This window comes from Pseudomonas sp. NY15354, from assembly GCF_048068075.1.
Taxonomy (GTDB): domain Bacteria; phylum Pseudomonadota; class Gammaproteobacteria; order Pseudomonadales; family Pseudomonadaceae; genus Aquipseudomonas; species Aquipseudomonas guariconensis_C.
In genome coordinates this window covers 32,348-56,933 of sequence record NZ_JBLUPV010000031.1, presented here as the reverse complement: position 1 = coordinate 56,933, position 24,586 = coordinate 32,348, and the positions used below count along the sequence as shown (strand labels likewise).

General features: G+C 61.4%; 32 protein-coding genes. 8 read left to right on the top strand and 24 right to left on the bottom strand.

Annotation, left to right across the window (positions count from 1 at the left end; genetic code table 11):
• Positions 1-3 precede the first annotated feature (3 nt).
• The 24 genes from ACNFCH_RS22000 to ACNFCH_RS21885 all read right to left on the bottom strand — a co-directional run bounded on the left by ACNFCH_RS22000 (position 4) and on the right by ACNFCH_RS21885 (position 20,007).
• Positions 4-1,275: a DNA circularization protein gene (locus ACNFCH_RS22000; RefSeq protein WP_416743790.1), complete on the bottom strand. Its 1,272-nt coding sequence runs from the start codon at positions 1,273-1,275 to the stop codon at positions 4-6.
• A gap of 3 nt (positions 1,276-1,278) precedes the next feature.
• Positions 1,279-3,300, bottom strand: coding sequence for a phage tail tape measure protein (locus ACNFCH_RS21995; RefSeq protein ID WP_182817609.1), 2,022 nt, complete (start codon positions 3,298-3,300; stop codon positions 1,279-1,281).
• A gap of 129 nt (positions 3,301-3,429) precedes the next feature.
• Complete coding sequence (locus tag ACNFCH_RS21990; RefSeq protein WP_416743787.1) at positions 3,430-3,792, bottom strand: phage tail assembly protein; 363 nt, start codon at positions 3,790-3,792, stop codon at positions 3,430-3,432.
• On the bottom strand, positions 3,792-4,139 hold the full coding sequence (locus ACNFCH_RS21985) for a phage tail tube protein (RefSeq protein WP_416743785.1): 348 nt from the start codon (positions 4,137-4,139) through the stop codon (positions 3,792-3,794). Before ACNFCH_RS21985 ends, ACNFCH_RS21990 begins: the two co-directional genes overlap by 1 nt.
• 58 nt (positions 4,140-4,197) lie before the next feature.
• Complete coding sequence (locus tag ACNFCH_RS21980; protein WP_416743783.1) at positions 4,198-5,700, bottom strand: phage tail sheath subtilisin-like domain-containing protein; 1,503 nt, start codon at positions 5,698-5,700, stop codon at positions 4,198-4,200.
• On the bottom strand, positions 5,697-5,888 hold the full coding sequence (locus ACNFCH_RS21975) for a DUF2635 domain-containing protein (protein WP_416743781.1): 192 nt from the start codon (positions 5,886-5,888) through the stop codon (positions 5,697-5,699). Before ACNFCH_RS21975 ends, ACNFCH_RS21980 begins: the two co-directional genes overlap by 4 nt.
• Positions 5,885-6,481: a hypothetical protein gene (locus tag ACNFCH_RS21970; protein ID WP_416743779.1), complete on the bottom strand. Its 597-nt coding sequence runs from the start codon at positions 6,479-6,481 to the stop codon at positions 5,885-5,887. The genes ACNFCH_RS21975 and ACNFCH_RS21970 overlap by 4 nt, the downstream gene beginning before the upstream one ends.
• 7 nt (positions 6,482-6,488) lie before the next feature.
• The gene (locus tag ACNFCH_RS21965; protein ID WP_416743777.1) at positions 6,489-7,001 is read right to left on the bottom strand and encodes a hypothetical protein; all 513 of its coding nucleotides are present in this window, start codon (positions 6,999-7,001) and stop codon (positions 6,489-6,491) included.
• Positions 6,979-7,362, bottom strand: a complete 384-nt coding sequence (locus tag ACNFCH_RS21960; RefSeq protein ID WP_416743775.1) for a head-tail adaptor protein — start codon at positions 7,360-7,362, stop codon at positions 6,979-6,981. Before ACNFCH_RS21960 ends, ACNFCH_RS21965 begins: the two co-directional genes overlap by 23 nt.
• Positions 7,363-7,364: 2 nt before the next feature.
• Positions 7,365-7,913: a hypothetical protein gene (locus ACNFCH_RS21955; protein WP_416743773.1), complete on the bottom strand. Its 549-nt coding sequence runs from the start codon at positions 7,911-7,913 to the stop codon at positions 7,365-7,367.
• 2 nt (positions 7,914-7,915) lie between these two features.
• Positions 7,916-8,182, bottom strand: coding sequence for a hypothetical protein (locus ACNFCH_RS21950; RefSeq protein WP_416743771.1), 267 nt, complete (start codon positions 8,180-8,182; stop codon positions 7,916-7,918).
• A gap of 48 nt (positions 8,183-8,230) precedes the next feature.
• Complete coding sequence (locus tag ACNFCH_RS21945; protein ID WP_416743769.1) at positions 8,231-9,553, bottom strand: phage major capsid protein; 1,323 nt, start codon at positions 9,551-9,553, stop codon at positions 8,231-8,233.
• A gap of 62 nt (positions 9,554-9,615) precedes the next feature.
• On the bottom strand, positions 9,616-10,563 hold the full coding sequence (locus ACNFCH_RS21940; RefSeq protein ID WP_416743767.1) for a S49 family peptidase: 948 nt from the start codon (positions 10,561-10,563) through the stop codon (positions 9,616-9,618).
• On the bottom strand, positions 10,560-11,825 hold the full coding sequence (locus ACNFCH_RS21935) for a phage portal protein (RefSeq protein ID WP_416743765.1): 1,266 nt from the start codon (positions 11,823-11,825) through the stop codon (positions 10,560-10,562). Before ACNFCH_RS21935 ends, ACNFCH_RS21940 begins: the two co-directional genes overlap by 4 nt.
• Before the next feature lie 2 nt (positions 11,826-11,827).
• A complete protein-coding gene (locus ACNFCH_RS21930) occupies positions 11,828-12,004 on the bottom strand; it encodes a hypothetical protein (protein WP_416743763.1) in 177 nt (58 codons plus the stop codon).
• Positions 12,001-13,842, bottom strand: coding sequence for a terminase large subunit (locus ACNFCH_RS21925; protein WP_416743761.1), 1,842 nt, complete (start codon positions 13,840-13,842; stop codon positions 12,001-12,003). Before ACNFCH_RS21925 ends, ACNFCH_RS21930 begins: the two co-directional genes overlap by 4 nt.
• A complete protein-coding gene (locus tag ACNFCH_RS21920) occupies positions 13,805-14,338 on the bottom strand; it encodes a phage terminase small subunit P27 family (protein ID WP_416743759.1) in 534 nt (177 codons plus the stop codon). Before ACNFCH_RS21920 ends, ACNFCH_RS21925 begins: the two co-directional genes overlap by 38 nt.
• Positions 14,339-14,479: 141 nt before the next feature.
• Entirely contained in the window at positions 14,480-14,863 is a 384-nt protein-coding gene (locus ACNFCH_RS21915; protein ID WP_416743757.1) for an HNH endonuclease signature motif containing protein, read from the bottom strand.
• Positions 14,835-15,176, bottom strand: a complete 342-nt coding sequence (locus ACNFCH_RS21910; protein WP_416743756.1) for a phage holin family protein — start codon at positions 15,174-15,176, stop codon at positions 14,835-14,837. The genes ACNFCH_RS21915 and ACNFCH_RS21910 overlap by 29 nt, the downstream gene beginning before the upstream one ends.
• 183 nt (positions 15,177-15,359) lie before the next feature.
• Complete coding sequence (locus ACNFCH_RS21905) at positions 15,360-15,908, bottom strand: hypothetical protein (protein ID WP_416743754.1); 549 nt, start codon at positions 15,906-15,908, stop codon at positions 15,360-15,362.
• Between the two features lie 325 nt (positions 15,909-16,233).
• Complete coding sequence (locus ACNFCH_RS21900; RefSeq protein ID WP_416743752.1) at positions 16,234-18,996, bottom strand: bifunctional DNA primase/polymerase; 2,763 nt, start codon at positions 18,994-18,996, stop codon at positions 16,234-16,236.
• Positions 18,993-19,196, bottom strand: a complete 204-nt coding sequence (locus ACNFCH_RS21895; protein ID WP_256815655.1) for a TraR/DksA C4-type zinc finger protein — start codon at positions 19,194-19,196, stop codon at positions 18,993-18,995. Before ACNFCH_RS21895 ends, ACNFCH_RS21900 begins: the two co-directional genes overlap by 4 nt.
• On the bottom strand, positions 19,189-19,677 hold the full coding sequence (locus ACNFCH_RS21890) for a phage regulatory CII family protein (protein ID WP_416743750.1): 489 nt from the start codon (positions 19,675-19,677) through the stop codon (positions 19,189-19,191). Before ACNFCH_RS21890 ends, ACNFCH_RS21895 begins: the two co-directional genes overlap by 8 nt.
• A 126-nt stretch (positions 19,678-19,803) precedes the next feature.
• Complete coding sequence (locus ACNFCH_RS21885) at positions 19,804-20,007, bottom strand: Cro/CI family transcriptional regulator (protein WP_197853079.1); 204 nt, start codon at positions 20,005-20,007, stop codon at positions 19,804-19,806.
• Between the two features lie 115 nt (positions 20,008-20,122).
• On the opposite strand from ACNFCH_RS21885, the gene ACNFCH_RS21880 reads away from it, so the two are divergent.
• The 8 genes from ACNFCH_RS21880 (at position 20,123) to ACNFCH_RS21845 (ending at position 24,581) form a co-directional block, all read left to right on the top strand.
• On the top strand, positions 20,123-20,818 hold the full coding sequence (locus ACNFCH_RS21880; protein WP_416743747.1) for a LexA family protein: 696 nt from the start codon (positions 20,123-20,125) through the stop codon (positions 20,816-20,818).
• Positions 20,819-21,105: 287 nt separating this feature from the next.
• Entirely contained in the window at positions 21,106-21,615 is a 510-nt protein-coding gene (locus ACNFCH_RS21875) for a hypothetical protein (RefSeq protein ID WP_416743745.1), read from the top strand.
• The gene (locus ACNFCH_RS21870) at positions 21,612-21,857 is read left to right on the top strand and encodes a pyocin activator PrtN family protein (protein ID WP_196164228.1); all 246 of its coding nucleotides are present in this window, start codon (positions 21,612-21,614) and stop codon (positions 21,855-21,857) included. The genes ACNFCH_RS21875 and ACNFCH_RS21870 overlap by 4 nt, the downstream gene beginning before the upstream one ends.
• Before the next feature lie 84 nt (positions 21,858-21,941).
• Positions 21,942-22,547, top strand: a complete 606-nt coding sequence (locus ACNFCH_RS21865; protein WP_416743743.1) for a hypothetical protein — start codon at positions 21,942-21,944, stop codon at positions 22,545-22,547.
• Positions 22,544-23,584 (top strand): DHHA1 domain-containing protein, encoded by a 1,041-nt coding sequence (locus ACNFCH_RS21860; RefSeq protein ID WP_416743741.1) that lies wholly within the window; start codon positions 22,544-22,546, stop codon positions 23,582-23,584. Before ACNFCH_RS21865 ends, ACNFCH_RS21860 begins: the two co-directional genes overlap by 4 nt.
• Positions 23,585-23,716: 132 nt before the next feature.
• Complete coding sequence (locus ACNFCH_RS21855; protein ID WP_416743739.1) at positions 23,717-23,920, top strand: hypothetical protein; 204 nt, start codon at positions 23,717-23,719, stop codon at positions 23,918-23,920.
• Positions 23,917-24,102, top strand: a complete 186-nt coding sequence (locus ACNFCH_RS21850) for a hypothetical protein (RefSeq protein WP_416743737.1) — start codon at positions 23,917-23,919, stop codon at positions 24,100-24,102. Before ACNFCH_RS21855 ends, ACNFCH_RS21850 begins: the two co-directional genes overlap by 4 nt.
• Complete coding sequence (locus tag ACNFCH_RS21845; protein WP_416743734.1) at positions 24,099-24,581, top strand: hypothetical protein; 483 nt, start codon at positions 24,099-24,101, stop codon at positions 24,579-24,581. The genes ACNFCH_RS21850 and ACNFCH_RS21845 overlap by 4 nt, the downstream gene beginning before the upstream one ends.
• Positions 24,582-24,586 lie beyond the last annotated feature (5 nt).

The following is a 24,586-nucleotide window of genomic DNA, read 5'->3' as shown; positions in this document are numbered from 1 at the left end:
GATTTACTCCTGAGCGCAGCGCAAGGTGTCCGTTGGCAGGAAGCCGGGGTGAACGACCTTGTTACGCGTAACGATTTCGTCGGCGCGGGTGGCGTCGCCATACAGCCGGTAGGCCAGCACGACGGCCGGCATGCTTTCCTTCGGGGCCACATCGATCAGGCGCACACCGGCCATGGCTACCTTGGTGAGGTGAGCACGTAGCTTCTTCTGCACGTCCTGCAGCACGACAAAGTGCGCAGGCGGGGCAGACAACCCAGCCTGCCAAATCGCGTCGCTGAGCGCATCGCGCAGCACCAGAACCTCATCAGTGGTCGGCACCTCGGGACGACTGACCGGGGTAACCACCTGCTGATCCAGGGTTGGCACCGCCGGCAACACCGCCGGCGCCTGCGTCACAGGCATCTGCGCGGCGATCTGTACTGCTTTGATCAACAACGCATCACGCACCAAATCCCGAGCAGCCGTGACCGTGGCCACCGTGGCCTGACCACCCGCCGGGGCGGCAGCACTGGTCAGTTGGGTCGCCGCCACGGTGGCACCGCTAGCCAAGCCAGCGAGCGCCGTATAGCTTGAAAACGCTTCGTCATCGTCGGTCCAGCGCGAACCGTCCGAAAACCCCGAAAACTGGGCTTGAATCATCGTGCCCAGGTTGTCCGGGAAGTTCATCAGCAGATCAGCCAGCGACTGCACCGACGTGATGGCACTGGTAATCTGGTTGAACTCGGCCTGAATCGCCATCTGAATGCCGGCGATACCGTTCTGCAGCTGCACAGCCGCAATACGCACGCGGTTGACCACGGCCATTGCCGCCTTGTAACGGGCGATTGCCGAATCCAGCCAACTCTTTGATTGGACTTCCAGCTGTCGCGCCGTGTGCGGCACGCCCACCGGGTAGCCCTTCTCGCCATCCTCGATAAAGTCCAGCTGGAAGCGCACCATGCCGCCCTCGCGGCGGTCGTGCGATACGTCGCAGCCATCACCGGCAGTGACAGTCATGCGCCCGAACCAAGGGTGTACCAGCTCCCCCGGCCCAGGCAGGTTCAGCGCATGAAGCAGGTTGTCGCGCTGCACAAAGCAGTCGTCGCCGATGACAAACGCCGTCATCTTGGTGCGCCGCGTCTGTGCGCCCATGTCCTCCACCATGGGCTTGTCGCGCTGCGGGTATTCGTGCAACTGCACCCGCCGCCCTACCGGCGTTGTTTCACTATCGACCCAGAAACCCACCCCACGAAAGGACGCGGGTAGCAGGCGGTCGCGCCAAGTTTGATCCGCCATGGGTCACCTTCCAAGCGAGCGATAGCCGACGTTCTGCGATACAGACACGCCGGGCTGGTTGGTCTTAGCCTCTTCGACCCGCATGCCGGGCGGGGCATTCTCAAAGCGCACAGCGATGGAACCCTCCAGGCCCTGCCGCTGGCTTTGGGCGGTCTGCTGGATCAGCGAGCCCGGTACCGGCCCGCCGGGAGCGCGCAGCAAGTTGGCCGAACTGGCCATGCCGGGATACATCTCCGGCGTGGCTCGCATCGGACGCACCAGGGCGCCCGCCTCTCCCGCTGAGGCGCCGTTACGCGCCTGCTGCTCGGCCGTCCAACTCTTCACCTTGCTGGTAGCGGCGCCGATCACACCCTCACCGTCCGGGCTGATGTTGAAAAACTTCATCATCGGCTCGACGATGGGCTTTAACCGCTCCCATAGCCCCTTGAAAAAGGCTGTGATCGGCTCCCAGTGCTGAATGATCATCCCCAGCGGGGTGAAGTCGAACATGCTTTTCAGGTAACCCAAGAAGGGATCGGAAAGCGCCTTGATCAACTCCCAGCACGCACCGAAGAATTCCGTCAACGGCCCCCAGTTCGCAACGATCATGCCCAACGGGGTCCAGGCGAAGGCCGTCTTGAACCAACCCCACAGGACCATCGCCGGCCCCTTGATCATGTCCCAGAGTTTCTGGAAGTACGGCCCTACGGTTGACCAGTTGGCGATCAGGAAACCCGCCGCGAGGGCGATACCCCGCACGACCAAACCAATCGGGCTCATGGTCGCTACACCGTTCATCAAAGCCAGTGCCGCCGTGGCGGCGGCCGTGGCCAGACGCAGCACGGTGAAGCCCACGGCCGCACCCAAAATGCCCTTGACCAAGCCAGGATGAGCCGCCGCCAACTCAGACACCTGACTCACCAGCGGCCCAACGAACTCAAGGAAGTCATTGAACGGCGGCAGCAAGATGGAGCCGACCGAGATACCCAGGCGGGTCACACGGTTCTGCAGCAGCTGGATGGCGTTGGCGGTCGTTTCCGACCGCGACTGGTATTCAGCCTGCATCGACCCAGCAAACTCGCCTTGTTCGCCAACGTTCTTGAAGTTCTTCTGCAGGGTGTCAAGGTTGGTCAACAGGGGCGCGATTGCCCCCACCGACTCCTTGCCAAACAGGTTGGTCAGCACCGCTGCCTGCTTGCTTTTCTCCACCTTGGCCAGCGTCTTGAGCACGCGGTTAATCGTGCCTTCGCTGTCGGTCTGCATGCCCTTGGCGATTTCGTTGGCGTCCAGGCGTAACGCCTTGTAGGCCTCCTTCTGCGACTTGGTGGCCGCCGTACCGGCGGTCAAGGTCAGCATGAAGTTCTTGATGCCCGTGGCGGCCACATCCTGGGCAATGCCCACCCCGGCCAGGGCTGAGCCCATGGCAGCCAACTGCCCCGCGTTAACCCCGGCTACTTCGCCCAACGGACCGATGGCGGTCACGATGGCCGAAATCTGCGCCGTACTGGCCGCACCGGTGTTGCTCAGGTAGTTAATTTTGTCGGCCAGAGTGACGACTTCGGCCTGATTGAGGTGGAACGCGGTACGCCACTTCGCCATCATCTCGCCCGACTGCTCGGCGGTCTGATCGAAGGCGACACCCATTTTCACAGCGTCTTCCGCGAACTGGTTTAGCTCTTCACGGGCGATGCCGGACTGGCCACCGGCGGCGACAATGGCGGCAATGCCCTCGGCCGCCATCGGCAAGCGCTCGGACAGGTCCAGCACGTCGTCGTTCATCGCCTTGAACTGCTCGGGCGTTTCGAAGTTGACCACCTTCTTCACGTCCGCCATGGCGCTTTCGAAGCCGATTGCCGCCTTGACCCCCATCACGAAAGGCGCCGCCAGGGCACCGCCCTGCAGCGCATCGGCAAAGGTGATCTTGCCCAGGCCCGAGGCGTTCAACTGCTTGCGCAGCGTGGCCACGTTCTTGCGCACACCGGTCAGTACCGGCGAGAGCTTATCGACGCCGGTGATTAGCGCCTTGAGCTGGAATTTATCCGCCATCCCCTGCCCCTGCTATTGATTGAATTCGGCTGGCATTGGCGTAGCCCTCCAGTAGGTCGTCCAACGCCCAGTCCTTGACGTGCTCAGGGCTGAGCTTCCAATACCAGGCGAGGTCGTAGACCAGCTGGATTAACCCGCCGAGGCCTCCGCCTCCACTGCCGCTTTCGCTTCCTCGGCCTGCTTCTTCGGGGATGCCATGAAAAAACCGGCCAACGCCCAGCCGATGGTGTTGAGGTCGGTCACGTCCATCTGCTCGACCGACGAACCCGGAATGCCGGCGCAGACGATGATGTATTTGACGACCACGTCCAGGTTCAGGCCGACCGACTCGTCTTTCTCGATGCGGTACGGCAGCTGGCCGATCTCGCGGCACTGGCGCACCGTGGGGCGTTTCAACGTCACCGACAGGACCGGCTCACCGTGCGCCTGGATCGGCTCCAGCAGCTTGAATTCGTTGGGGTTGGTTTTCGGGGTTTGAGCTTCGGTGTTCATTACTGCCAGTCTCCTGAAACGCCTTCGAAGTTGAGTGGCACCTTGCCGTCGTCAGCAGTGAGGTTGATTTCATCTACCGCATAGGCACCGGACAGCACGTAACTGCTGCCGTCCTTGAACTCGCTGGTCACGGTCATGTTGGTGCCCTCGGCGATCTTTTCGAACGGAAACCCAGGGGTTTTCACCGCATCAACCTTCGTGAACGGGGCGCGATCTTCTTCCTTGAAGTAACCCGGCACGATGGTTTCGCGCTTGGTCTTCGACAGTGGCACCTCGACGCCACCGGTAATAACCAGCTGGACACCATCAACCTTGATGTAGCAGGTGCCCGCGACTTTCTGACCCATAAAAGGCCCTCACAAAAAAGCCCGCACAGGGCGGGCTCGGGGTGGAATGGAGCGCGGCTTATGCCGCTTCGGCGGCGTACTGCAGGCGGAACTGGTACAGCAGCGCGAACACGCGCAGCTGGTTGACCAGATCCGGTGGGTACAGCACGTTCAGGCGGTTCGGATTGGTCGCGTCGCGCTCCACGATCAAGTTGGCCTTGAACGCTTCGGTGTTCTCCACGATGCCGAGGGTTTCGAGGTAGCGATAACCCGCCACCAGTTCGCCACGAATCACCAGCGGGGTGACGATGGCCTGGCCAGGGCCGAAGACGGTACCGTCGTTGGCCAGTTTGTGGCGGCCGTACTTGCTGGTGATGATGCTGGCCAGGTAACGCAGCACGTAGGCGGTCTGGTGCAAGGGCTCGCTGTCCAGATACGAGTCGTCCGGCTGGCCGTAGGCGTTCTTTTGGTAGGTGGTCACGGCCCGCTGAATGCGCATGTAACCGCCTTCGTAGTAGAGCGTGCCGAGGCCTCGGCTCAGCAGCGATTGCCGCTCGGTCAGCGTGAAACGATCACTTGCCGGCGCTGGATCAATTGCCGGCAAAGTACCGGTCTGCGTCGGACGCGCCGGATCTGCACTGATGAACACCGCCGTGCGCGCCGCCACCTGAGCGGCGACAATCCAAACCGGCTGCGGCACCTTGGTTTCGAAGCTAACAACCGTCACATGCGGGTCATTGCGCTGCTGAGAGAAGGCCGCCAGCTGACCGACGGTGCCGCGCTTGGCGCTGTACACGTGACCCCACAACTGCTTGGCCCAGGACCAGCGACCGCTGTTCTCGTCCATGGTGTCTTTCCAGGCGTCCAGGCTGTCGCTGTCGGTCCAGGGCTGCGCGCAGAACTCGAACGGCTCATCGCCCAGCGCCGCGAGCAGCACCGCCATGTCAGGGCTTCCGACGCCGCCCGCCATGGCTGTGACCGCCAGCTGCAGGCCGCCTGGGGTTTCCTCGCCGTTGGCGCGGCCACGGCGATTCAGCTCGATACGCAGATCGTTGCCCAGCTCGCCCTTGAATTTTGCTTCCAGGGTGACCACCGCCTCGGCGGCAGTCGCCTTGATCGGCAGGTCGGGCAGCGCATTGACGCTCGCCGCCACGGCGGTGGCCACCGCCGCCGCACTCATGGTCGCGGTGACCGTGGTGCGCACGCGCATGCCGCCCACATACAGATTGATCAGCCCTGTCGCCGAGACGGTCCCCGTTACGGTAACGGTGGATTTGGCGGCAGCGCCTTCGCTCACCTTCACCGGCAGACACCAGACTTCGCCGACGACATCGATAGCGCGGTGAGCAGCGAACATACCTGCCAACATCGAACCGGCGCCGGCAATCTCGAGCGCCTCGGACTGACGGGACACCAGCACCAGGGAGCCAATTTCAGGGCTGTCAGCGTCGTCATTGACCTGGCCAACGATCAGCCGGCGCAGCGCACCACCGGCACCGCTGTTGGCCATGCTGTTATCGACCTCGGCATAGAACAAAGGCACCTTGAGGTCGCTGGGGATGAAGCTAAACGGGACGGTCATGCCGCGCTCTCCTTCGCAGCCTTAGCGGCTTTCTTGGGTGTCACCAGCAGCGCGTCGCCGTCGGCGATACGGCGCTGCCAATACGCGTTATGGGGGACCGTATCCCCCGCCTCGGGCAGCAGCTCGCCGCCCTTTTCCGGCATCGGGCAGGCACGCCCCGGCGCCGGTTTCACCGTGATCATTTTCATTGCGGTAAATCCTCGCGGACTTGGACCTCGATCCGGCCATCGGGGCCAGTCGGGCTTAGGTTGTGATCGACCATGGGATCGATGAAATCGACGCGCGTATCGATGCCTTCCAATGGCGGCAGGCGGCTTTGTTCCAGTTCCTGCCAGGTTTCCGGCTCGTCATGGGCATCGGCGCCATAGCTGCCGATCTGGCAATCCGCATAGAAGCGGTAGCCGTAGACCACCCTGGCGCGGTCCATCAGGATCAGGTCACCCCGGTCGTAACAGATCAGGTCAGAGTCGCCGACCCGAAACCCCATCAGCGCACGGCACAGCGTGGTGCGGATCAGGTGGACCAGATCCGCTGCCGCTTGGCCGCGCTCATCCTTGTTATCCAGCACGACGCACACGTCGAACGAATCGCGCACCGACTGCACGGCAGCATTCATTGCCTGGGGCTCGTCGGCGCTGTCTCCCACGGGCAGCACGAAAGCTGCCGGCGGCTTCACCTGCTGGCAGCCCGCGACCGGATCCCAGTCCAGGCCACCCGCGATGCGCCCGCCGAACTGCGGGCACTCCGCCTTCAAGTGCTCAATAATTGGTGTGATTTGCATGTCGCCCTCAGTTATCCAGCAGCGCACTGGCAAAGGTGCGCGTGAGGATCTGCTGCACCTCGGCGCGGGAATCGGCCAAGGCATCGGTCATGTAGTTGTCACGCGGCGCGATACGCCACCCGTTTTGCGCTCGCGCCGCGACCAGAGCCTGTCGCTCGCCACGGGCCCGCCGCCCTTTTCCGGCACCGCGACCAGTGACACGGGAACCGAGTCGCACGCCGTAATGCAGGTAGGCCGGGTAGAACTCCTGCATGCCATCAGTCTTGGTCGGTGAAATCCGCACCAGAAAGCCGGCACGCGAGACGCGGTACTTGATCGAATCGACCGTCTCCCCGGTGCGATTGACGGGATACCCCGACCGACCACCCGCGAGCGCCAGATTCATCTGAGCCCGGCCCGTAATGAGCTGGCCCACCTTGCGCATACCAGCGCGCACCTTGCGCATGTTGAAGGCTTCGCGGTCGAAGGCCTCATAGCCTTCAACGTGCAGGTAGCCGTCAACCGAAACCGAATTGGCCATCTTCTTCCCCTCCAGTTGCGGGGGGCGCATCCGGCCCCAGTTCTTCCACCTCAATCACCGACCACACCATGCGACCCGCCAGATCGGTGGGCCTGCGAACACGGAACACACGGCCACGCCAGACAAACTCATGAGCCGAATCCAAGCCAGGAATGTGGCGGCAGTACAAGCGATGGGTGATCTTGGTACCGGTTTGCTGGGTACTGGCGTAGGTCGCCGTACCCAACGGCTCGACCTTGACCCAGCGGTTGCAGACAGGGGTGTACTCAGGCGCTAGGCTCACCCCAGACGGCTGATCAACACGGACACGAACAGCCATCCGGGCGGTGAGCTCGCCCGAAGCAGGCTCTCGAATCGCCATGGTTAGAACCTCGGGGGAACGGTGATATCCGCCAACAGGTGGTCAACGAAGCTCGACGGGATCTCGGCGAGGGATTGCCCCACGACCAAAAGCCCCCGGTGGGTGAATGCCGTTTCCGCCGCCATCAGCAGCCAGCTGAGCACACCGGGATAGGCCTCCAAGTCCACACCGGCGCGGTAACGAATACGCAACCGCCCGGCAGGCCGGCCACCAGGGAAGTGCAGGTAACTTTCCTTCCCGCCGTGGCAGAGCTCCACCGCGCCAGCGAAGGCTGATGCATCGCCGCCATCCAGCATTGTCACAGACTCGATGGCAACCACCTGGCCAACGTCCAACGAATGGCCCGATGGGTACGTCGCCGGCCAGTCTTCCTCATAGATCGCTTCACGAATCGCCGCCCCCGTCTTCGATTCGCCCTGGGCGGTAACGCCAGGGATGATGATCTGGTCGATCAGTTCGGGCTGCAGGTCTTCCGGCTCAGCCTTGCACTGAAAGGCCACCTGCTCCAGCGTCAGCACGGGCGCCCCCGTGTAGGCGATGCGGCGCGCCATGATCAGGGCTTGACGTCATCGTCGTCCGCGCCGGTAGTGTTGCCCCCACCGTCAGGCGTCGACTCCGACGATGGGCCGGGCTGAGTCGACTCTTTCGCCACCGGGGCCGTCTTGCTTTTCGCGCCGCCAGACTTGGCACCTTTCTTATCGTAGAGCTGAGCACGACCGCCATCGATCAGCGACTGCGCCACCTCCTCTTCGAAGCCCGCGACCTCGCCCTTGCCATAGCCGCGCCAGGACCCGGTGAATTCCACAATTACCTTGGCCATACACATTCCTTATAGTTGAGCGGCCCCGGCGCATCCGGGGCCAGGGGATTACATGCCAGCGCCCCACTTCACGCCGGTCGCCACCACGATGCTTTCAACGTGACGCGGGCCAAAGTCGTGTTTAGCGATCACGCGCACCAGGGTCTGGTTACGCTGGAAGGCGCTGACCATGTTGCCCTCGGCATCCTTGTAGGAGGCTTCGCTGCTGAAGCTCAGTGTCAGGTCCATGTCTTCGCCGATCATGCAGTCGGCGAAGTTGACGAAGTAGATCTCGGTTTCATCGCCACCCGCGCCGAGGTTTACCGGGATCTGGTTGCTGAGTCCGACCGGGTAGCCCTTGAGCATGCCGCTGTCGATTTCCGGGTAGGCCTTGTTGCCGTTGCCGTCACGCAGCGCTTGCAACCAACGCAACACACGCGGCGCCATCAGCCAGCCGCACGACTTCATCATCACGTTCGCCGTTTCCAGGCGCAGCATCATGCCGCCCAGGAACAGGTCGATTTTCTCCAGCGTGAGGTCAGCAACGGCAGGAGCGGGAAGAACGTTGAACGCCGGTGCCCAGTGACGAAGCCCCTTCGGCAACACGCCGGAACCATCGGCACGGATGAAGTGGAGGTCTTCCGACAGGCCCATGCTGACGGTGAGGTCGTTGGCGACCAGCGCATCGACTCGAGGGTTCACACCACTCATGGCCAGCAGATCGTTGGAGATCGGCACGATGGCCGCTGCCGTCTTGGCCGACAGCTTGGTATCGGCGAAGGTCATGCCGGTGATCGGGATGTCAGTATCGCTACCGATATAGCTGACCACCGTATTGCCGGTAATTCGTGGCATGGTCAGGTTGCCATTGTTCAGCGGCAGGCTGGTCACGCCCATCTTGCGCACGATGGACACCGGGCGCAGCGACTCGATGATGTCAGTGGCGAAGTTCTGCGGCACCAGCACGCCGCCGGCGCCGGGGGTGACCACGCTCAACGCCATATGCACATCGGACGGATAGCCACCGTCCTTAGCCAACTGCGCGGCCATCTGCTGGTTACCCTGGGCCGATGCCAGCAGACGCGCCATTTGCGCCATACCGGTACCCGGCTTGGCCTTCTCACTGAATGGACCAGAAATGCTGCCGGGCGGCGGGCCGGTTACGCCTTGGGCCGACTCAGTGACCGGCACCGCGCCGGCCGCCGCCAATTGTTCGGCCGATTCGGCGCGCTTGATCTTGGCCGTCAGGTCGTTGATCTGTGTTTCGAGGCTGGTGAACTGCTGCAACTGCTCGGCATTCAAGCTGCCGCCTTCGGCCTCGATCTTGGCCAGGGCCTGCACCTGAGCGACCAGGCCGGCTCGCTCGTTACGCATTTGAAGTACAAGGGACATGCTGCCTCCTGGGCATAAAAAAACCCGCACTAAGCGGGTCTGGATTCAGTTGTTTCGGTTGGTCAGACGAGGGACTGCATCGCCAATGCGGCTGCTCGCACGCTGATGCGGCCCGCCTGGCGTGTTGCGCGGTTCTGCGCAACAGCCCGCGACAGTTCGTCGACGGTATGTTGGGGGTTCTGCAAACGGTCAGCTAACCCCGCATTGATCGCGTTCTGACCGCGATAAAGCGCGGCCTCGGTGGCAATCACCTTGTCGACTGACAGGCCGCGATACTCGGCCACAGCACTGACGAACATCTGGTAGCTCTCCTGCACCAGCTCGTTGAGGAACTTCATCGACTGCTCGGTGATGGGCTCGTGCGGGGAGAGGTCGTTCTTGTGGGCCCCGGCATACACCGTGGTCACCTTCACGCCCATCCCCTCCTCCATCTTCGAGCGGTCCATATGGCTTGCAATCACCCCGATGGAGCCGACGCCGCTGGTCTTGCTGACCACCAACTCGGTGCAGGCCGAACCGATCAGGTAGCCACCGCTGTAGGCCATGTAATTGACCAGACCGGTGATGGGCTTCTGTGCGGTCATCGCACGGATGTCCTCGGCCAGCTCGAAAGCACCGACGGCAGCGCCGCCCGGGCTGTCGATGTCCAACACGACGTGCTCCACCAGCGGATCGGCCACGGCGCGCTGCAGCTGGGAGCGCAGCCCCTCATAACTGGTCATGGTCTCGCAGGCGTTGAGGTGACTCCCGCGGCTGACCAGTACACCGCTGACCGGGATAACCTCGATCCCGGTCTGGGCAATGACGTTGCGCCGCTGCTCGTCCGCGTACGCTACGCGGTCGATAGGATCGTCGTCCTTCCAGAGCTGGGCCGAGCTGCCGCCGAGGTTGATGATGTTGAGGCTCATGGTCTGGTTAGCCCAGCGCACGCCCAGGTCGAGCATGTCGGGAGTCACCAGCAGGGGTTGATTGAACAGCAGGCTGGACGCCCGCAGATGTCGCTTACTCATTGGGCGAGGATCCTCCCGATCTCGGCGTGCTGCATCTCCAGCTGGGCGCGCACGGTAGGGTTATTGAGGTCGGGCTGCTTGCCAGCATCGACCATGTTGAGGGGCTGCAGGTAAATGTCGCCGCCTTGCACGGGCGGCATGTTCTCCAGGCGCCGGATGTCGTTCACGCTGAGCCAACCCCACTGGCGACCGATGGCATAAGCCTCGTACCGACTTTTCTGGTCACCGCGCAGCAGGCCGGACAGGTTGAACTCAATGAAGTAGTCGCGCCGATCCTTCGGCAGAAGGAAGTCGCGCATCATTGCCTGTTCATGGCGCTTCACCCATGGCAGCAGGGCGAACACCACGAACTGGATCATCAGCTGTTCCAGGGTGTTGTAGTTCGACTTCTCCAGGTCGTTCACCATGGGCAGCGGGATCTTATAGATCCGCGCAATGTCCAGGCCCGTCAGCTTCATGATGCCAACGATCTCGGCGTCGACGTTGGTCATCGACACCGGCTTAAAGGTCATTCCCTCCTGCAGCAAGGCGACCTTCTTGGCATTGTCCATGCCGCCGAACTTCTGCCCCCACTGATCGACGATCTTGTCGATGATTCCCTGATCTTTGATCGCAGGCGCCTCGCGGGGCCGCTCGATCACACCGGACACCGCCACACCGTTGGCGAAGCTCTTGCTGGTGTACTGGCGAACCGCCTGAGTCAGCCCGATTGCGTCAGCGTGCAACTCAATAGGCGAAAGCCCCAGATAGGGGTTCGTGCCGAACCAACGGACATGGTGAATCATCCGCATCGGCACCGCCTCGGAGAGGCCAACCCGGTAATACGGCAGCAGGTCAGCGCCTTTGAGCACCTGCACCTGGTCGTTTTTAAGCGACCAGAGCGCCGTCACGTTGCCGTCTTCACGCCGGTCGATAAAGCTGAAGGCGTTCCCCCGCAGCCCTGCCGCCCCCTGATGCCGCTCCATGTACTCGCATGGCGTCTGGAACGGGTTAGGCTGATAACGCAGCACGTCGTACAACGGATGATGAATCGCCGCCTCCCGCTGCCCGTTGCCCTTGCGCTGATACATCTCCAGCGGCAACTGCGCCACCGTCTCGGCCAGCAAGGTCACGCAGTTTTGCAGGATGGGCAGCGCAAGCGCGCTTTCGGGCGTTACCGCTACGCCCGCAGCGCTTCGACCACCACCGAGACGACCACGCCAGGAACCATCAGGACTGGTCAAGGTGCCCGCACCCGAGGCGCGCAAGCCGGAAAAGAACATGCTCAGCCCCCTTCCCTTGCCACCTGGCTAGCCGCCGCCTGATCAGCCAACTTGGCCCAGACCAACAGCCCCACTCCCGCGACAATGAATGCAGAGGGTCGATGCACCATCCAGACACCCGCTACCAGCAATGCAAAGCCCAGCAGGCCCGCCAGCCAGGACGCAATTACCAACTTCATATACCTACCCCTTCGTCGTAAACCGACGTGCCTGATGCTTCGGAAATATCGCCGCTGATGCCAACCGCCATCACGGCAGCGACAATGCCGTCGATACGGCCTGTGGCTTTGGATTTGTCGACCTTCCGGTTGTTGGCGGGGTCGAAAACGATCACCGCGTTGCCGGCATTCCAGGTCATGACAGGGTTGTCATCGTGCAGCAGGGTCTCGACCACCTCGGTGGAAGCGGTGACCTCAGACACGACTTCGTAATCTTCCGGGTCCAGCTCGATGACATCCGGTGGCTGGGCCGGATCGGCCTTGCGGCCCAGCAACCGCCGCTCGAACTCATCCACCGCCGGCCCCATGTCCTTGAAGCCCTGGCCGAAGGGCTTGAGTTCGGGCAGCGTGATGGCGTTGTCGGTCATCAGCTGCAACAAGTCCTCGATCCGCCAGCGGTCATAGGCAATTCGCCGCACGTCGAAGTAATCGCAGATCGTCTGCAGGCGCCGCAGCACGTGCAGCTTGCTGATCGCCCGGCCCGGTGTGGTTTCCAGATGGCCTTCCTTGACCCACTGCAGGTACGGCACGCGGTCGCGCTTCTCCCGCCCCGACAAGTCATCGTCAGGAATCCAGAAGTACGACAGCGAGCGCCAGTGCGGGTCGTATGGCATCGGGCTGAACATCAGTACGAACGCCGTGAGGTCCGTGGTACTAGCAAGGTCGAGCCCGCCAACGCATGGGCGGTTACGCAGGATGCGCATCGGCACCTGTTCGGCAGCGCCGCGCCAGATCTCCCACGACAACCACGGCGATGTCGCCTGGGTCCACTCGCAGAAGTTCAAGCGTCTGACCACGGCCTCCTTGGCCGGCAGGCCTTTCGCCTCGGCCACCTGCTCCCGAAGGTATTTGCGGCCGGGGATGCCGTCGGTCTGACCCTCAAGGATGTAGTCCAGGGACGGGTTCACCTTCGGCCAACACGCCTCATCCTTGAACGGATCGTCACCCTTATCCAGCGAGCAGATGAAGGCAAAGAACGCATCGTTGTGCTCCTTGCCTTCGCAGATTCGCACGCCCAGGTCGTGATACTGCCCGCACACCGAGCCCTTATCGGAGCCGCTGTTGGTGATCATCACGATCAACGCTCGGCGGCGGAACTTGGTACCGGCACGCATCATGTTCACCGCGCTGGCGGTCTTGTGTTCGTGCAGCTCATCGATCAGCGCCACATGGGGCCGAGGGCCGGACTGGCCGTCGTCAGAGCTGATCGGGCGGAAGAAACTGTTGGTCGCGGGGTAGAACAGGTTCCAGACCTTCTCGTCGCGCCCCGACTGAACCAGGCGCCCAGCAAGATGCGGCGCCATGTTCACCATCGCCACTGCATCCCGAAACAGGATCTGCGCCTGGTCCTTCTTCGTGGCGGCCGCGTAAACCTCGGCCCGCTGTTCGCCATCGGCAACCAGACCGTACAGGCCGATGCCGCCGACCAGGGGCGACTTGCCAGAGCCCTTGGCGGTTTCAATGTACGCCTGACGAAACCGGCGGTACCCATCATCGGTGTACCAACCAAACAGGCTTCCGACGATGAACGCCTGCCACGGCGCGAGTCGGAAAGGCAGGCCCTCAAAGTCGCCGCCGTTGAGGCGCAGCACGTCTTCGAAAAACCCGATGGCGCGCTGGGCCGCCTCGGCGTCCCAGATCAGTCCGCGCTCATGCCCCGCTTCAAGATCCAACAGATGGCGCCGCGCAGCGTTGCGAACGGCTGGGCCGGCGATGATCGATCCAGCCAGCACCCTGTCAGCAAACGCCTTTACCCGGCAGTCAGCTGAAATACTTTGAGGCAGCGTCTCGTTCTGCATTCGGGAACAAATCTCCTTGCGCCGCCGGTGCGGCTCTCATGTTCCGGCGCGCCAGTGGAGACAACCCGAACTGAGCACCGGCGGCGTTGGCACGCTTCTCGGCGTCGTTGGCCAGTTGCCGCAGCACATGGGTTTGCTGGGCGCCAGTCTTGAAGGTCTGAACCTCACCGCCCAAGCCGTCTGCCGACTGGGTGTTCTTTTCGGCGATCAATCTCTGGAACCGCAACCAGTCGCCGTAGGCCTGGCAGTACGTGGCGAGCGCCATCTGATCCAGGCGCGACACCCAACCCAGCGCCAACAGCGCCTCGGTGATCCGGGTCCACTCGGCTGCCGCGTCGCCGGTAAGAAAATCCGGCATCGGCGGCACACCGACTGGCACCGCAGGGTCTTTGATTTCGTTCATCAGCTGCGCCGGCGAAAGCTTGCTGCGATTGCCATTGAGCAGATGCACCGAAGCGGGCAGACCTGGCCGCCCGGAATTACCGTTTCCGGCCATGGGAACCTCCTGTTCTGATACCCCCCTCCCTCATTTTTCCCGGTTTTGCACGCGGAGTTGGGCGAGCGGTCAATGAGAGGACGAGGAAAAAGTTTTTCACCCCCCCCTACCCCGGCAGACCAGGGTGGCAGGGCGCTGGGGTCAGCGCCGATTCCAGTGGTGGTTCGGGTCGAGCGGCAGGCCGGAAGCATCGCAACCCGCGACTCGACCGCTGCGCTCCAGGCGCTGTTTCACCGAGTCGTGGCACAGCTTGCACAGCGGCTGCCAGTTGCCCTGATCCCAGAACAATTTCCAGGCAGTGCGCAGCTTCTGGGGATCGCCGCTTTCCTTCGCCTCTTGCAGGCGAGGCGCTGTCTTGTGGTCCACCACGGTGGCGGCCACCGGGCGACTGGCCGTAGAACACATGGAGCAAAAAGGATTGGCCGCAAGGAACACTTCCCGAGCCAACCGCCAGCGATGACCGTAGCCACGGGACGCGCTGTTCCCGCGACGGTCGTCAGCCTTCATGACTGGCAGGCGGTACATCGCACACGCCCAGGCGCTTTGCAGCCCAACGCTCATACAAGCTGATCGCTACGTCGGCGCCGGCCATCGCGGTCAAACAACCGAACGCCGACGCCGCCCAGAGCGATGCCCCCATCGAGTACAGCAGCATGATGGTGGACAGCCCACACACGATGCAGGCACCAGACCGCAGCACTATGCGGCGAACCAATGCCCAACCACGAACCCCCGCTTTGTCCGCCCGCCACATCTCACCCGAAACACCACCGACCAAGGACAGCAAGATCACCATCCAGATAGGCAGCTCAACTAACGCTTGTTGCTCGCTGTTCATGTCAGCCTCATTTGCAAAGCACAGCGCCGGAAACAGAAAACCCCGCCAATCGGCAGGGTTCTCGGTTCTTATTGCAGTGCTGTTGGGAGAGCGCCTAGGCGCACTTTTCATATCGTGGCGACTTTTTACCTGTCTCCGGAAAAACCGAAAAGGGGCAGTTTTCGGTACGTTGTCATGTGGTGGCTATGTCGCATCAATGTTGCACGCAAGTCGCATAGCGACCCGACGAACGGTCTGTTGGCGAACGCGACCAGCACGGGCGGCAAGTTGGGCAAACACCTGCAGGTGCAAGGCCTTGACCCAATTCCGGTAGGTACGGTCGGCATCCTCGGCAAGCCCTACCTCGCGCATCTGCTCCCTGATCGTGACCTGGTGGACGTAACGCAGCTCGGCCAACTTGGCCAGCGTTGCCCCACGCTTATCCCGGCGATCCAACTCAGCGACAGATGCATCGACTTCAGCGGCGGCGTGATCCAGGCCTGCGCCCGACACCAAGATTCGAGCACCAGAAGAACCGGTGCGGGGCGCCGCCCCCTTCCATTCCATGATCGTACCCATCTGGCTGCCGAGGCTGGCCTCCAATCCCAGCTGCCGCCGCTGTTCGCCCCAGTGCTGCATCAATTCGCCCACCAGGCGCAAGCGCTCACCTTGGTCTATCAACTCTGCCATCTCGGACTTGTGCGCCGCCTCGCGCCACAGGAGCAGATTGTGCAATCCACGGTCTGCTGTCATCGCGATCCCTCCAAAAAGTGCACCCAACACAAATTCACACAACCCAACACAAACCCAACACACTTAAATACCAATGAAATCAGCGAATTACTTGATGCTGTGTTGAGTGTGTTGGGTTTGTTGAGTTTTTGAGTGTTCGCATGGGATTTATTTGCGCCGTCAAAGGCACCGCTAAAAACGTCGCGCCTGCGCGTGCGCGAAAGCAAACCCAACACACCCACCACGGACCCCGCACAAGGCACAGCAATCGCGGCATGCACGTGTGTTGGCCCGCAAAAATCAACGCAACACAAACCCAACACACCCGACACACAAATAGGCGTACTCATGCGGCAAGCCCTTTCACGTGGTCCCAACCGTCGACGTTCCAACCCGCGAGCTTCGCCCGCTTCCGCCACTCGACAACGGTCTTGCCCAGCTCGGCCGACACCAAGGAAGGGGGAAGGGAAGGATCGCCATCACTCGGGACGAAGAACGCGGCAAACCGTCGATTGGTTCCATCCATCCAAGGAATGGCCCGAGTCTTCTCCACCGTCGCACTGATCATGAGCGAGAACTTGGTCTGACTCATGGAGTGCTCCTTGTTGCGCGCGCACCATTCAAGGAAAAGCGCATACACGTCGGTGGAGAGGCAGCAGCCCCATAGGCCGTACCCCAGCTCGCCTGTGCGCCATAGACTGAGGAATGTCTGCCAAGCCGTTCGGCTCAGCGCGACCAGCCGCTGCCGGGCTTCTGTCTCTGGTGGTCGCGTGCGCTGGTCGAATTCGCCCAGATCAATGCTGAGCAGCCAGCCGTAAAGGGCTGCCACACCTCCATTGGCCAGTTCCCTACCAATGGCCTTTTGCCTTTCGCGTGGCAGCGTCTCCATTGGCCACATCACCAACATGCGGCGGTCGCTATCGCTAATCGGCCAAGGCAGGATCTCGTTACTGAGGAAGACCGCATTCATGTGGTTGGACTCCTCCCAACCATTGATGAACTTGGACTCCATCCGCACCGTTTTGCCGGTGATCAAGTGCTTGATCTTGCCGACCTGGTTGTAACGCTGATCACGACTGACAACTTCCTCGAACACGGCCCAGAGCTTGCCGCTCTGCCAGGCGTTAAAGCTGCCCTCCAGCTGCGTCTGGCCTACGACTGCGGCGTATTGGCCATACAGCTCACCAAGAACATCGGCAAAGAGAAGACTCTTGCCCGAGCCCTCCATGACTGAGTGGGCCAATACTGCCGTGTCCATCTTGGCCCCCATGTGCTGCAACGGATAGGCGAGCCATTTAGTCAACCACTCGATCTCGACCTGGTTGTGGTTACAGAGGAACGAAATCAACCACCGCAGGTTTTCGCAGGCTGCATCATCACGCACCGGCTCAAGGGGCAAACCCTCGAAAGTGTTGATGTACTCATTGGGGTCTTTCTTCATCGCTGGGTCGAACACAATGTTGTTGACGTCCACCACCCGGCGATCCTGGCTGTTCAACCACCACTTGTAGTCCTCCCCTATAGCCATCTTCACAGCACCTTCGGGGATGCGACGCTTCTTCTCACAGTCCCAGACATCCTTGGTGCCGTCGATGTAGACATAGCGCTCCAAGGGATCGAGCTTCAACGCTCCACCCTTCTTCGCAGCCATGCGCCGCACCTGATCCAGTTGCTGCGCCTTCTCAGGGGCAATCAACTTTTTATCAGTGCTCTCCATCCACGCCTTCGCTACCGGCTTCCCTACAAGAGCCTCCAACCCTGTCCGCTTCATGGGCCTTGCCCGGTCCAGATCCCACACATTGGTGGATCCTTCGATCAAGGCAAAGCGCCGCAGCGCATCTGCCATATCCGCACCACCGCCCCCCGCGCCCCCTGCATCGGAGGAGCCGGCCGGGCCGGAGGCGCTGTTGCCCGATGGGGCGTGGGGAAGCTGGTCACCCATGCTGTCGTCGGCAATCGGCGCTATCTGACCAGACGACCCAGTCGCGGAAGGAGGCCCCCCCAACGGCGGAGGACTGGGCGGGCGTGACGCAGCATCAATACCAAGCATACGGGCTGCTGCTTTGGTCGCCGCCTTTTGGTCGCCGCCATGTTCCAGGATGCAGTACACGTCGAACGCATCGTTTCGATGCCCATTCGCCAAAGGATCGGAGCTGTGGTGCGAATACAGCTTGCCTTCGCTGATAGTGACGCCTGGATCGCCGCTGGTACTCTGGGGACAAAGCCATTTATCTCCCTTGCGCTCGTAGCCATGCGCCTCGATCAAAGCGGCGAGATCATGGCTCTCATTGAAGAGGGGAATTACTGCAGGCAAATCCGAGCCACTGCGCCCCTGGGCAAGCCGAGACTTGTGTTGCTGAGGGCGAGCGACCGGCGGGACCGCCTTCGGCAACCATGGGCAGAGCCCTTCAGCCCTCGGCTTTACTTCGTCCCAGCCCTGCCAGATGGAAAGCAATTCGGGCGGCAACACGGGCAAGCCATCAGCGCTTGGAGGGGTACGCCAAGTGTATGGTTTACCCGTGCCAGGGTGGATGGAAGGCGGGAGCACGTCCTGCACCAGGCCGGCGCGTAGTTCAAAGACAGTGATTCGCTTGAATGGCTCTGCAGCCATGCGTAAAGCATCCACCCGAACTGCATCCCCAGCATCTTTGGCCGCCTTGACCTGGGCCATGAGCGCTTTCAACACAGACCCGTCGACATCTGCCGGGTTAGGCCACGCAAGAGACCGGCGACTCAGCTCAATTCCTTCAGGCAGCCTGAACATGATGCGAAAACGCGCCGGATTACCCACCGTAGTCGGGTAGGCATCTGCGAGCGCGTCCACATCCAGGTCCAGCAACTCCCTGAGTACATGACGGGTCCACTGCACGTCGTCTACGTCGAGCGAACAAACGCGGCTCGGCCCGAGCACGACACCCAGATTGTGTTTGGGATGCTTCTGCCAGAAGCCTTCAGCAGCATCCGGATCTGTGAAGTATCCGCCCGGCTGGTTCCAAGCTTGACCCTTCGGCCCTTTCTCACCTGGCTCAATAGGGACCAGAGCAAGACCGAAGGTCTCAACGTAACGACGCGACCAATCGGCCGTGGTGGGAGTTTGACGCTCACTCATCGGCGCCGCTCCCGCAGCTCTTGGCAGCTGACGCAGGTCTCACAACCTGCGACAGCGTGCTGTCGCAGAAGCGGGATCGGCTCGTCACAATCCTCGCAAAACTGCGCACTAGGGCCCACCGCCTTACCAGCTTGGCGCTTGAGTGCAGCCTGCAGGAAATACTCGGCCTGGTCGTTGGCGCGATCAATGTCATCAGCCATTGGTGCGTTCCTCCATGGCCTGACGGGCACCCGCCATGATCGCGAGCACTTGACGTATGACATCCACGCCACGCTGCTCAAGATGCAGTACTTCATGGAGCTCCCATACGTTGTCGGCAGCACCGTCATGCATGCTTCCAACGAACTCGCCAGCCTCATCCAGCAGTTTTCCGACTGCCTTGAGTGCGCCATGCGTCGCAGGCATAGGTTCTGGGCGGTACCAGACGACCCCTGCAGCCCTGCCAATGGCGTCAAGGACGCGGTCGGACTTGGTCCACTGAAGGACTTCCTCCAACTCGTCTGGGGATAACCAGCGACGCTCTTCGTCGTGCTTGAGCTTCTTCTGCAGGGCATCAATATCAATGCCCATGTCATAGGCGAGCGCGGTGATTCCGCCCGGATAGTCACGACCAGCGCGATAGAGCGCCTGCCGCAGGGAAAGCACCGGGCCTGCGCCCGGCAGAAGATCAATTCGACTCATAACCGTAAATCCTCGGTTTACGGTGTAGCCATAGGAACAGGTAAGACCTATCCTAGAGCCACGACCGTACTGTGCTGTGCGTCGTCGTAGCTGGGCTGGGGAGGTGAGAGTCCCCAGTCCAGCACCTTAGTTTTTTGGCTTACGTTTCCGCCCTATTGGACGGATTTCGACTGCCGAACACTCCCCCGCTTGACACCGCACACGGATATCGCGCGATGAATTGAGCATCTGGGAAACCGCGCTCTGGGTCACCCCAAGCATTTCAGCCAGCTCCGGCTGACTTTTGTCCTTCGCGAACTCTCGCAAAGGCTTACCAAACTCGCTGTCCATCCCAATGTCCTCAATGGGTTAGTGCGTGGATATTAGTTCTACTTCTTTTTTTGAGCAAGAGAAAAATAAGCGTCACTCTTTGAACGCAATAAGTCATGCTAATAGGCTGGCTGGCATGACAACCAAACCTCCTTACCAGGCTGAAGAAGCCGCCCGCCTTAAGGCGATTTACAAAGCCCGCAAGGCTGCGGACCCCTCTCTCAACCAAGACCGGGTTGCCCATGAGTGCGGCTGGTCGAGCCAGAGCGTGGTTAGCCAGTACATGAATGGGAAGATCCCGCTCAATATCACCGCGCTGGTGAGCCTAAGCCGCGCTTTGCGGTTTTCCCCTGATGAAGTAAGCCCCCGGTTAGTCAAAGCCCACCAACTGGACGATGTGCAACGGGCCGCTCAAAACACTACGAATCTCGGCCCCGCTGGACGCCTTCTCCCGGTTGTCGGCTATGTGAAAGCCGGAGCGTTCTGTGAAGCCATCGAACTCTTCCCGCCTAACGAGGCTGATGAGTGGGTGGAGGCAGGAGGCCCAGCCGGGCCTCGCTCCTTTGTCTTGCGGGTTGAGGGCCTCAGCATGGAGCCTCACTTCTATCCCGGCGACAAGGTCGTGATAGACCCAGATATGCAGTGGGAGACAGGTGACTTTGTGGTCGCCAAACGCAGCCGAGACCAAGGAGCAACCCTCAAGCAAATACGGCTCGAGGGCGGCGAGTACTACCTTTACGCGACCAACCCAGATTGGCCAGAACGCATCATAAGAATGAATGAAGAATGGACAATTTGCGGGAGAGCCCGACGAAAAATAGTCGACTTATAACCAATCAAAGCCCGCTAATGCGGGCTTTTTTGTACCCCATCCTCACAAATATCAGTAGTGCTGTTGACTTATTAAATCAGTGATACTAATTTTGCCTCGGCTTCACTACTCTCACTGAAGGGCCGAGATATGACTTCTGCACAGCACCCCCCTACTTGCCAGGTCTATTTGCATCCGACTGCATGCAGCCGGGCCAACATCAATGCCTTCCAACGTCGCACTGGGCTGCACATCGTCGCCACTGCCAACGGCTACGCAAAAGCCGTTCCATTCAATGGAGACGCCGCATGAGTGAGTACAGCATCCCACTCCACCGCGTAATGCTGCTTAAGCACACTCTTGAGCAAGGCGGCGACATCACCTGCAAGCTACAGCGCCCCGAGGCAACTGTAGTTGCCCAGATCAACGTCGAAAACGACGATAGCTCCCACCACATAAAGGTGACGCTTGGACCACGCGCTAGCACCCTTACCTTGCCCCGAGCGCCAGCAACCAAGTACCAGCGACTGCGGGACTTTCTGCAAGACCTAGCCAATGGCCGAGATGAATCGGGAAGCTTGTCTGAGGAGGCAGTCGCCTTAGCGGAGGCCCAGGAGGTCGTTGAGGGGGTAATCCTTAGCGGTCAACGCGTGTACATCATCCCCACCATCAATCCGTCGCTCCCGCTCGGCGCAGTAGTGACAAACGACTCGGGCGAAGTCTGTGCCGCCGCCACCGGGCGGGACAAAGAACATCTAGCCGAAGTCATACGCGCCAAGCTCCGGCCTGCTCGAGAGGGGGCTGGGGAGTACGCATGAGCACATTGGAACAGTTGCGCATCGAGTGGACGACTCCCTGCCCAACGATGACCGCTGTACGGGAGCGATATTTCCCACACATCAGGTCAGACCGCCGGTTCAGAGAGCTGATCAACAAAGGCGAGATCCGCCTAAAACTCAGCAAGCTGCACAACTCAGCCAAGGCACAGCACGTCATCTACTTGCACCACCTAGCCCAGTTCCTTGATCACCAAGCAGAACAAGCCAAGCAAAGCGCTTGAGCATGGCGACCCCGGCCATCAGGGGCAACCTGTTCGCCACTGGCTCTCACATTCCTTGTGGCGGACGATTTTGGAGCACACCAAATGCAACCTTATCAGTACACCCTCGCAGCCGGCATTGCACTGCTTCTCACCCTGACAGTCCTGCCATGGCTGTTCGCCGTCGCCAAGCGTCGGGCCTTCGACCTGGGCAAGGAAATTGGCCTCAACACCCGCGACGCCGCCCATGCCCAGCAGATCCGAACGCTCAAAGGCGAGCTGGAAGATATCGCCACCCACCGGGAAGCCGAGCAGCGGAAACACCACACCACCAAGGCTGATCTCCAGCGTGAAACCCTCGCACTGGAGCACCGCATCAACGCACGGGACGCCCAACTGCGCGAGGCGACTGATGCCCAGGCCAAGTCCGACCAAACCATCGCCAATCTCAAACTCACCATCACCGAGCTCGAGGAGCGAATCATGTCCTACACCGGCCTGCCGGTGACCAGGGCTGACCATGACTTGCTGATCAGCGCCGCCGAGTCCTTGGAACTGGCCGAGAAGACTTGGAAAGCCCTTCCGGGCACTGAGCCAGGGCGCAAACGGGCAGCCCAGCAACAGCAGGACATCCAGGCCCTCGCCATGCGCGTCCACTTCCAACTGCGCAGCACCCCTGCCACCGCCACCCGTACGGAGGAGGCAGCATGAAGACGCTCTGCATCTATCACGGCAACTGTGCTGACGGCTTCGGTGCCGCCTGGACTGTGCGTCGCTGCCTAGGCGCAAAGAATGTCGAGTTCCTCGCTGCTCACCATGGCATGACCCCACCGGACGTAACTGACCGCGCCGTGATCATCGTCGACTTCTCCTTCCCCCTGGAAACGCTCCAGGTGATGGCCCAGCACGCCCAAGCCGTACTTATCCTCGACCACCACAAAACCGCAGCCGAGGCCCTGGCCGAGCTGGAGCGTGCCCCGACCCACTTCCATGCTTGGACGTATGACTCGCCCAAGTTGAGCGCCGTGTTCGACATGAACCGCAGCGGCGCCGGCATTGCCTGGGACTTCTTCTTCCCCGAATACCAGCGCCCGGCGTTGATCAACCACATTGAGGATCGCGACCTCTGGCGCTTCAAGCTGGACGGCACCCGCGAGATCCTGGCCAACCTGTTCAGCCATCCACAGGACTTCGAAGTCTGGGATGAGCTGATGCAGCAGCCCATGCGCGCCGCCATCGCGGCCGGAACGGCCATCAACCGGAAGCACCATAAGGACGTAGCCGAGCTGGTGGCCAGCAGCAAGCGCCGGATGCTCATCGCCGGTCACGACGTGCCAGCAGCGAACCTGCCCTACATCCACGCCAGTGACGCTGGCCACCTGATGGCACAAGGCGAGAAATTCGCCGCCTGCTATCAGGACACCGCCAACCACCGTTACTTCTCCTTGCGCAGCAGCGACGAGGGGATAGACGTAGGCGAGATTGCCAAGCAGTACGGCGGCGGCGGCCACCGCAACGCAGCGGGCTTCAAGGTGCCGTTCGACCACGAACTGGTACGCGGCACCGAAGCCCATGAAGTCCCAGCGCCGGACGCAGACTCCAGCACCACCGCTTGGCTCGGCCAGGCCGGGCTGTACCGCACTCGCCTTGAAGGCGTGCAAAACGGTGAGCAGCGCATGTCACCCGTTTCCATCGACCAACTGTTTGAGCACGCCCGTAGCCACCTGTTTCCGGAGGCCAACGCATGACCAGTAAACCCAAGATCATCATGGTCCATGCAACTCCGATGATGGTTGTTGGCCTTGGTTTTTGCGCAGGACTCGGCTTCCTCACTGCACAGGAGTTGTGGTGGGCCGTAGGCGGTTGGGTAGGGCTGTGCCATGGCTAACACCAAACGCACTTGGCAGCTGATCAGCCTGATTTTGGCCTGCGCGCTGAACGCCGCGCTGATCAGGTTGCACCAGGTCACCGCCGCTCCCCGGCCCGCCCCAGGCACGTTACCGACCGTTAACAAAATGGCCGGCTACGAGCACCTGGCCCTGAGCCCAAACGCTCGCCGCGCCTTCGAGAGGTATTCGCTGTGATCACCACAACGACCTACACCCCGAACACTCGCGATCCGAAAGGCGTGCAGACCTTTATGCGCCCAGCCATGGGGGTTCACTGCGACGTCTGCAACATCCCACGGCCCCGTGGCAACCATGAACGCTGCAGCAAGATCCGCCAGGCGGCGGGCTTCGCAACAACTCGGGAGCGCAAGGCATGAATACCAACCTACCCAAACTTAAAGACCTGGCCCAAGCCGCCCAGCAGAACCAATACGACCCTGTTGCGCTCAACGATTACGGCATGGCGGTACCGCCTGCGACCGTGCTGGAACTGACCGCCGAGATCGAGCGCCACCGCCTGGACGAAGCCGAGGGCTGGAAGCCCGAGATCAGCAACCGGCCTGTTGGGGGCCATACCTCCGATGAGCTGGTCATGCACAGCCTCGACAAGGCGGAGGGCTGCAAGCCCGACCTCAACAATAACCGCCCCGCGCAACTAACAAGGCCACGCATGGCCACCCACAGCCTTGATCTACCCACGATGTGTGACATCTGCGGAAAAGCGCGCTCGACCCGCAACCACACCAGCTGCAGCAAGATCCGGCAGCAACGGAAGAACGTCGAGTGGCAATCCTACATGGCCAACGTGGCCGCTAAAAAACTCCAGCAGGTACTGCGCCTGCGCCCACTTCGTTGAGCCGG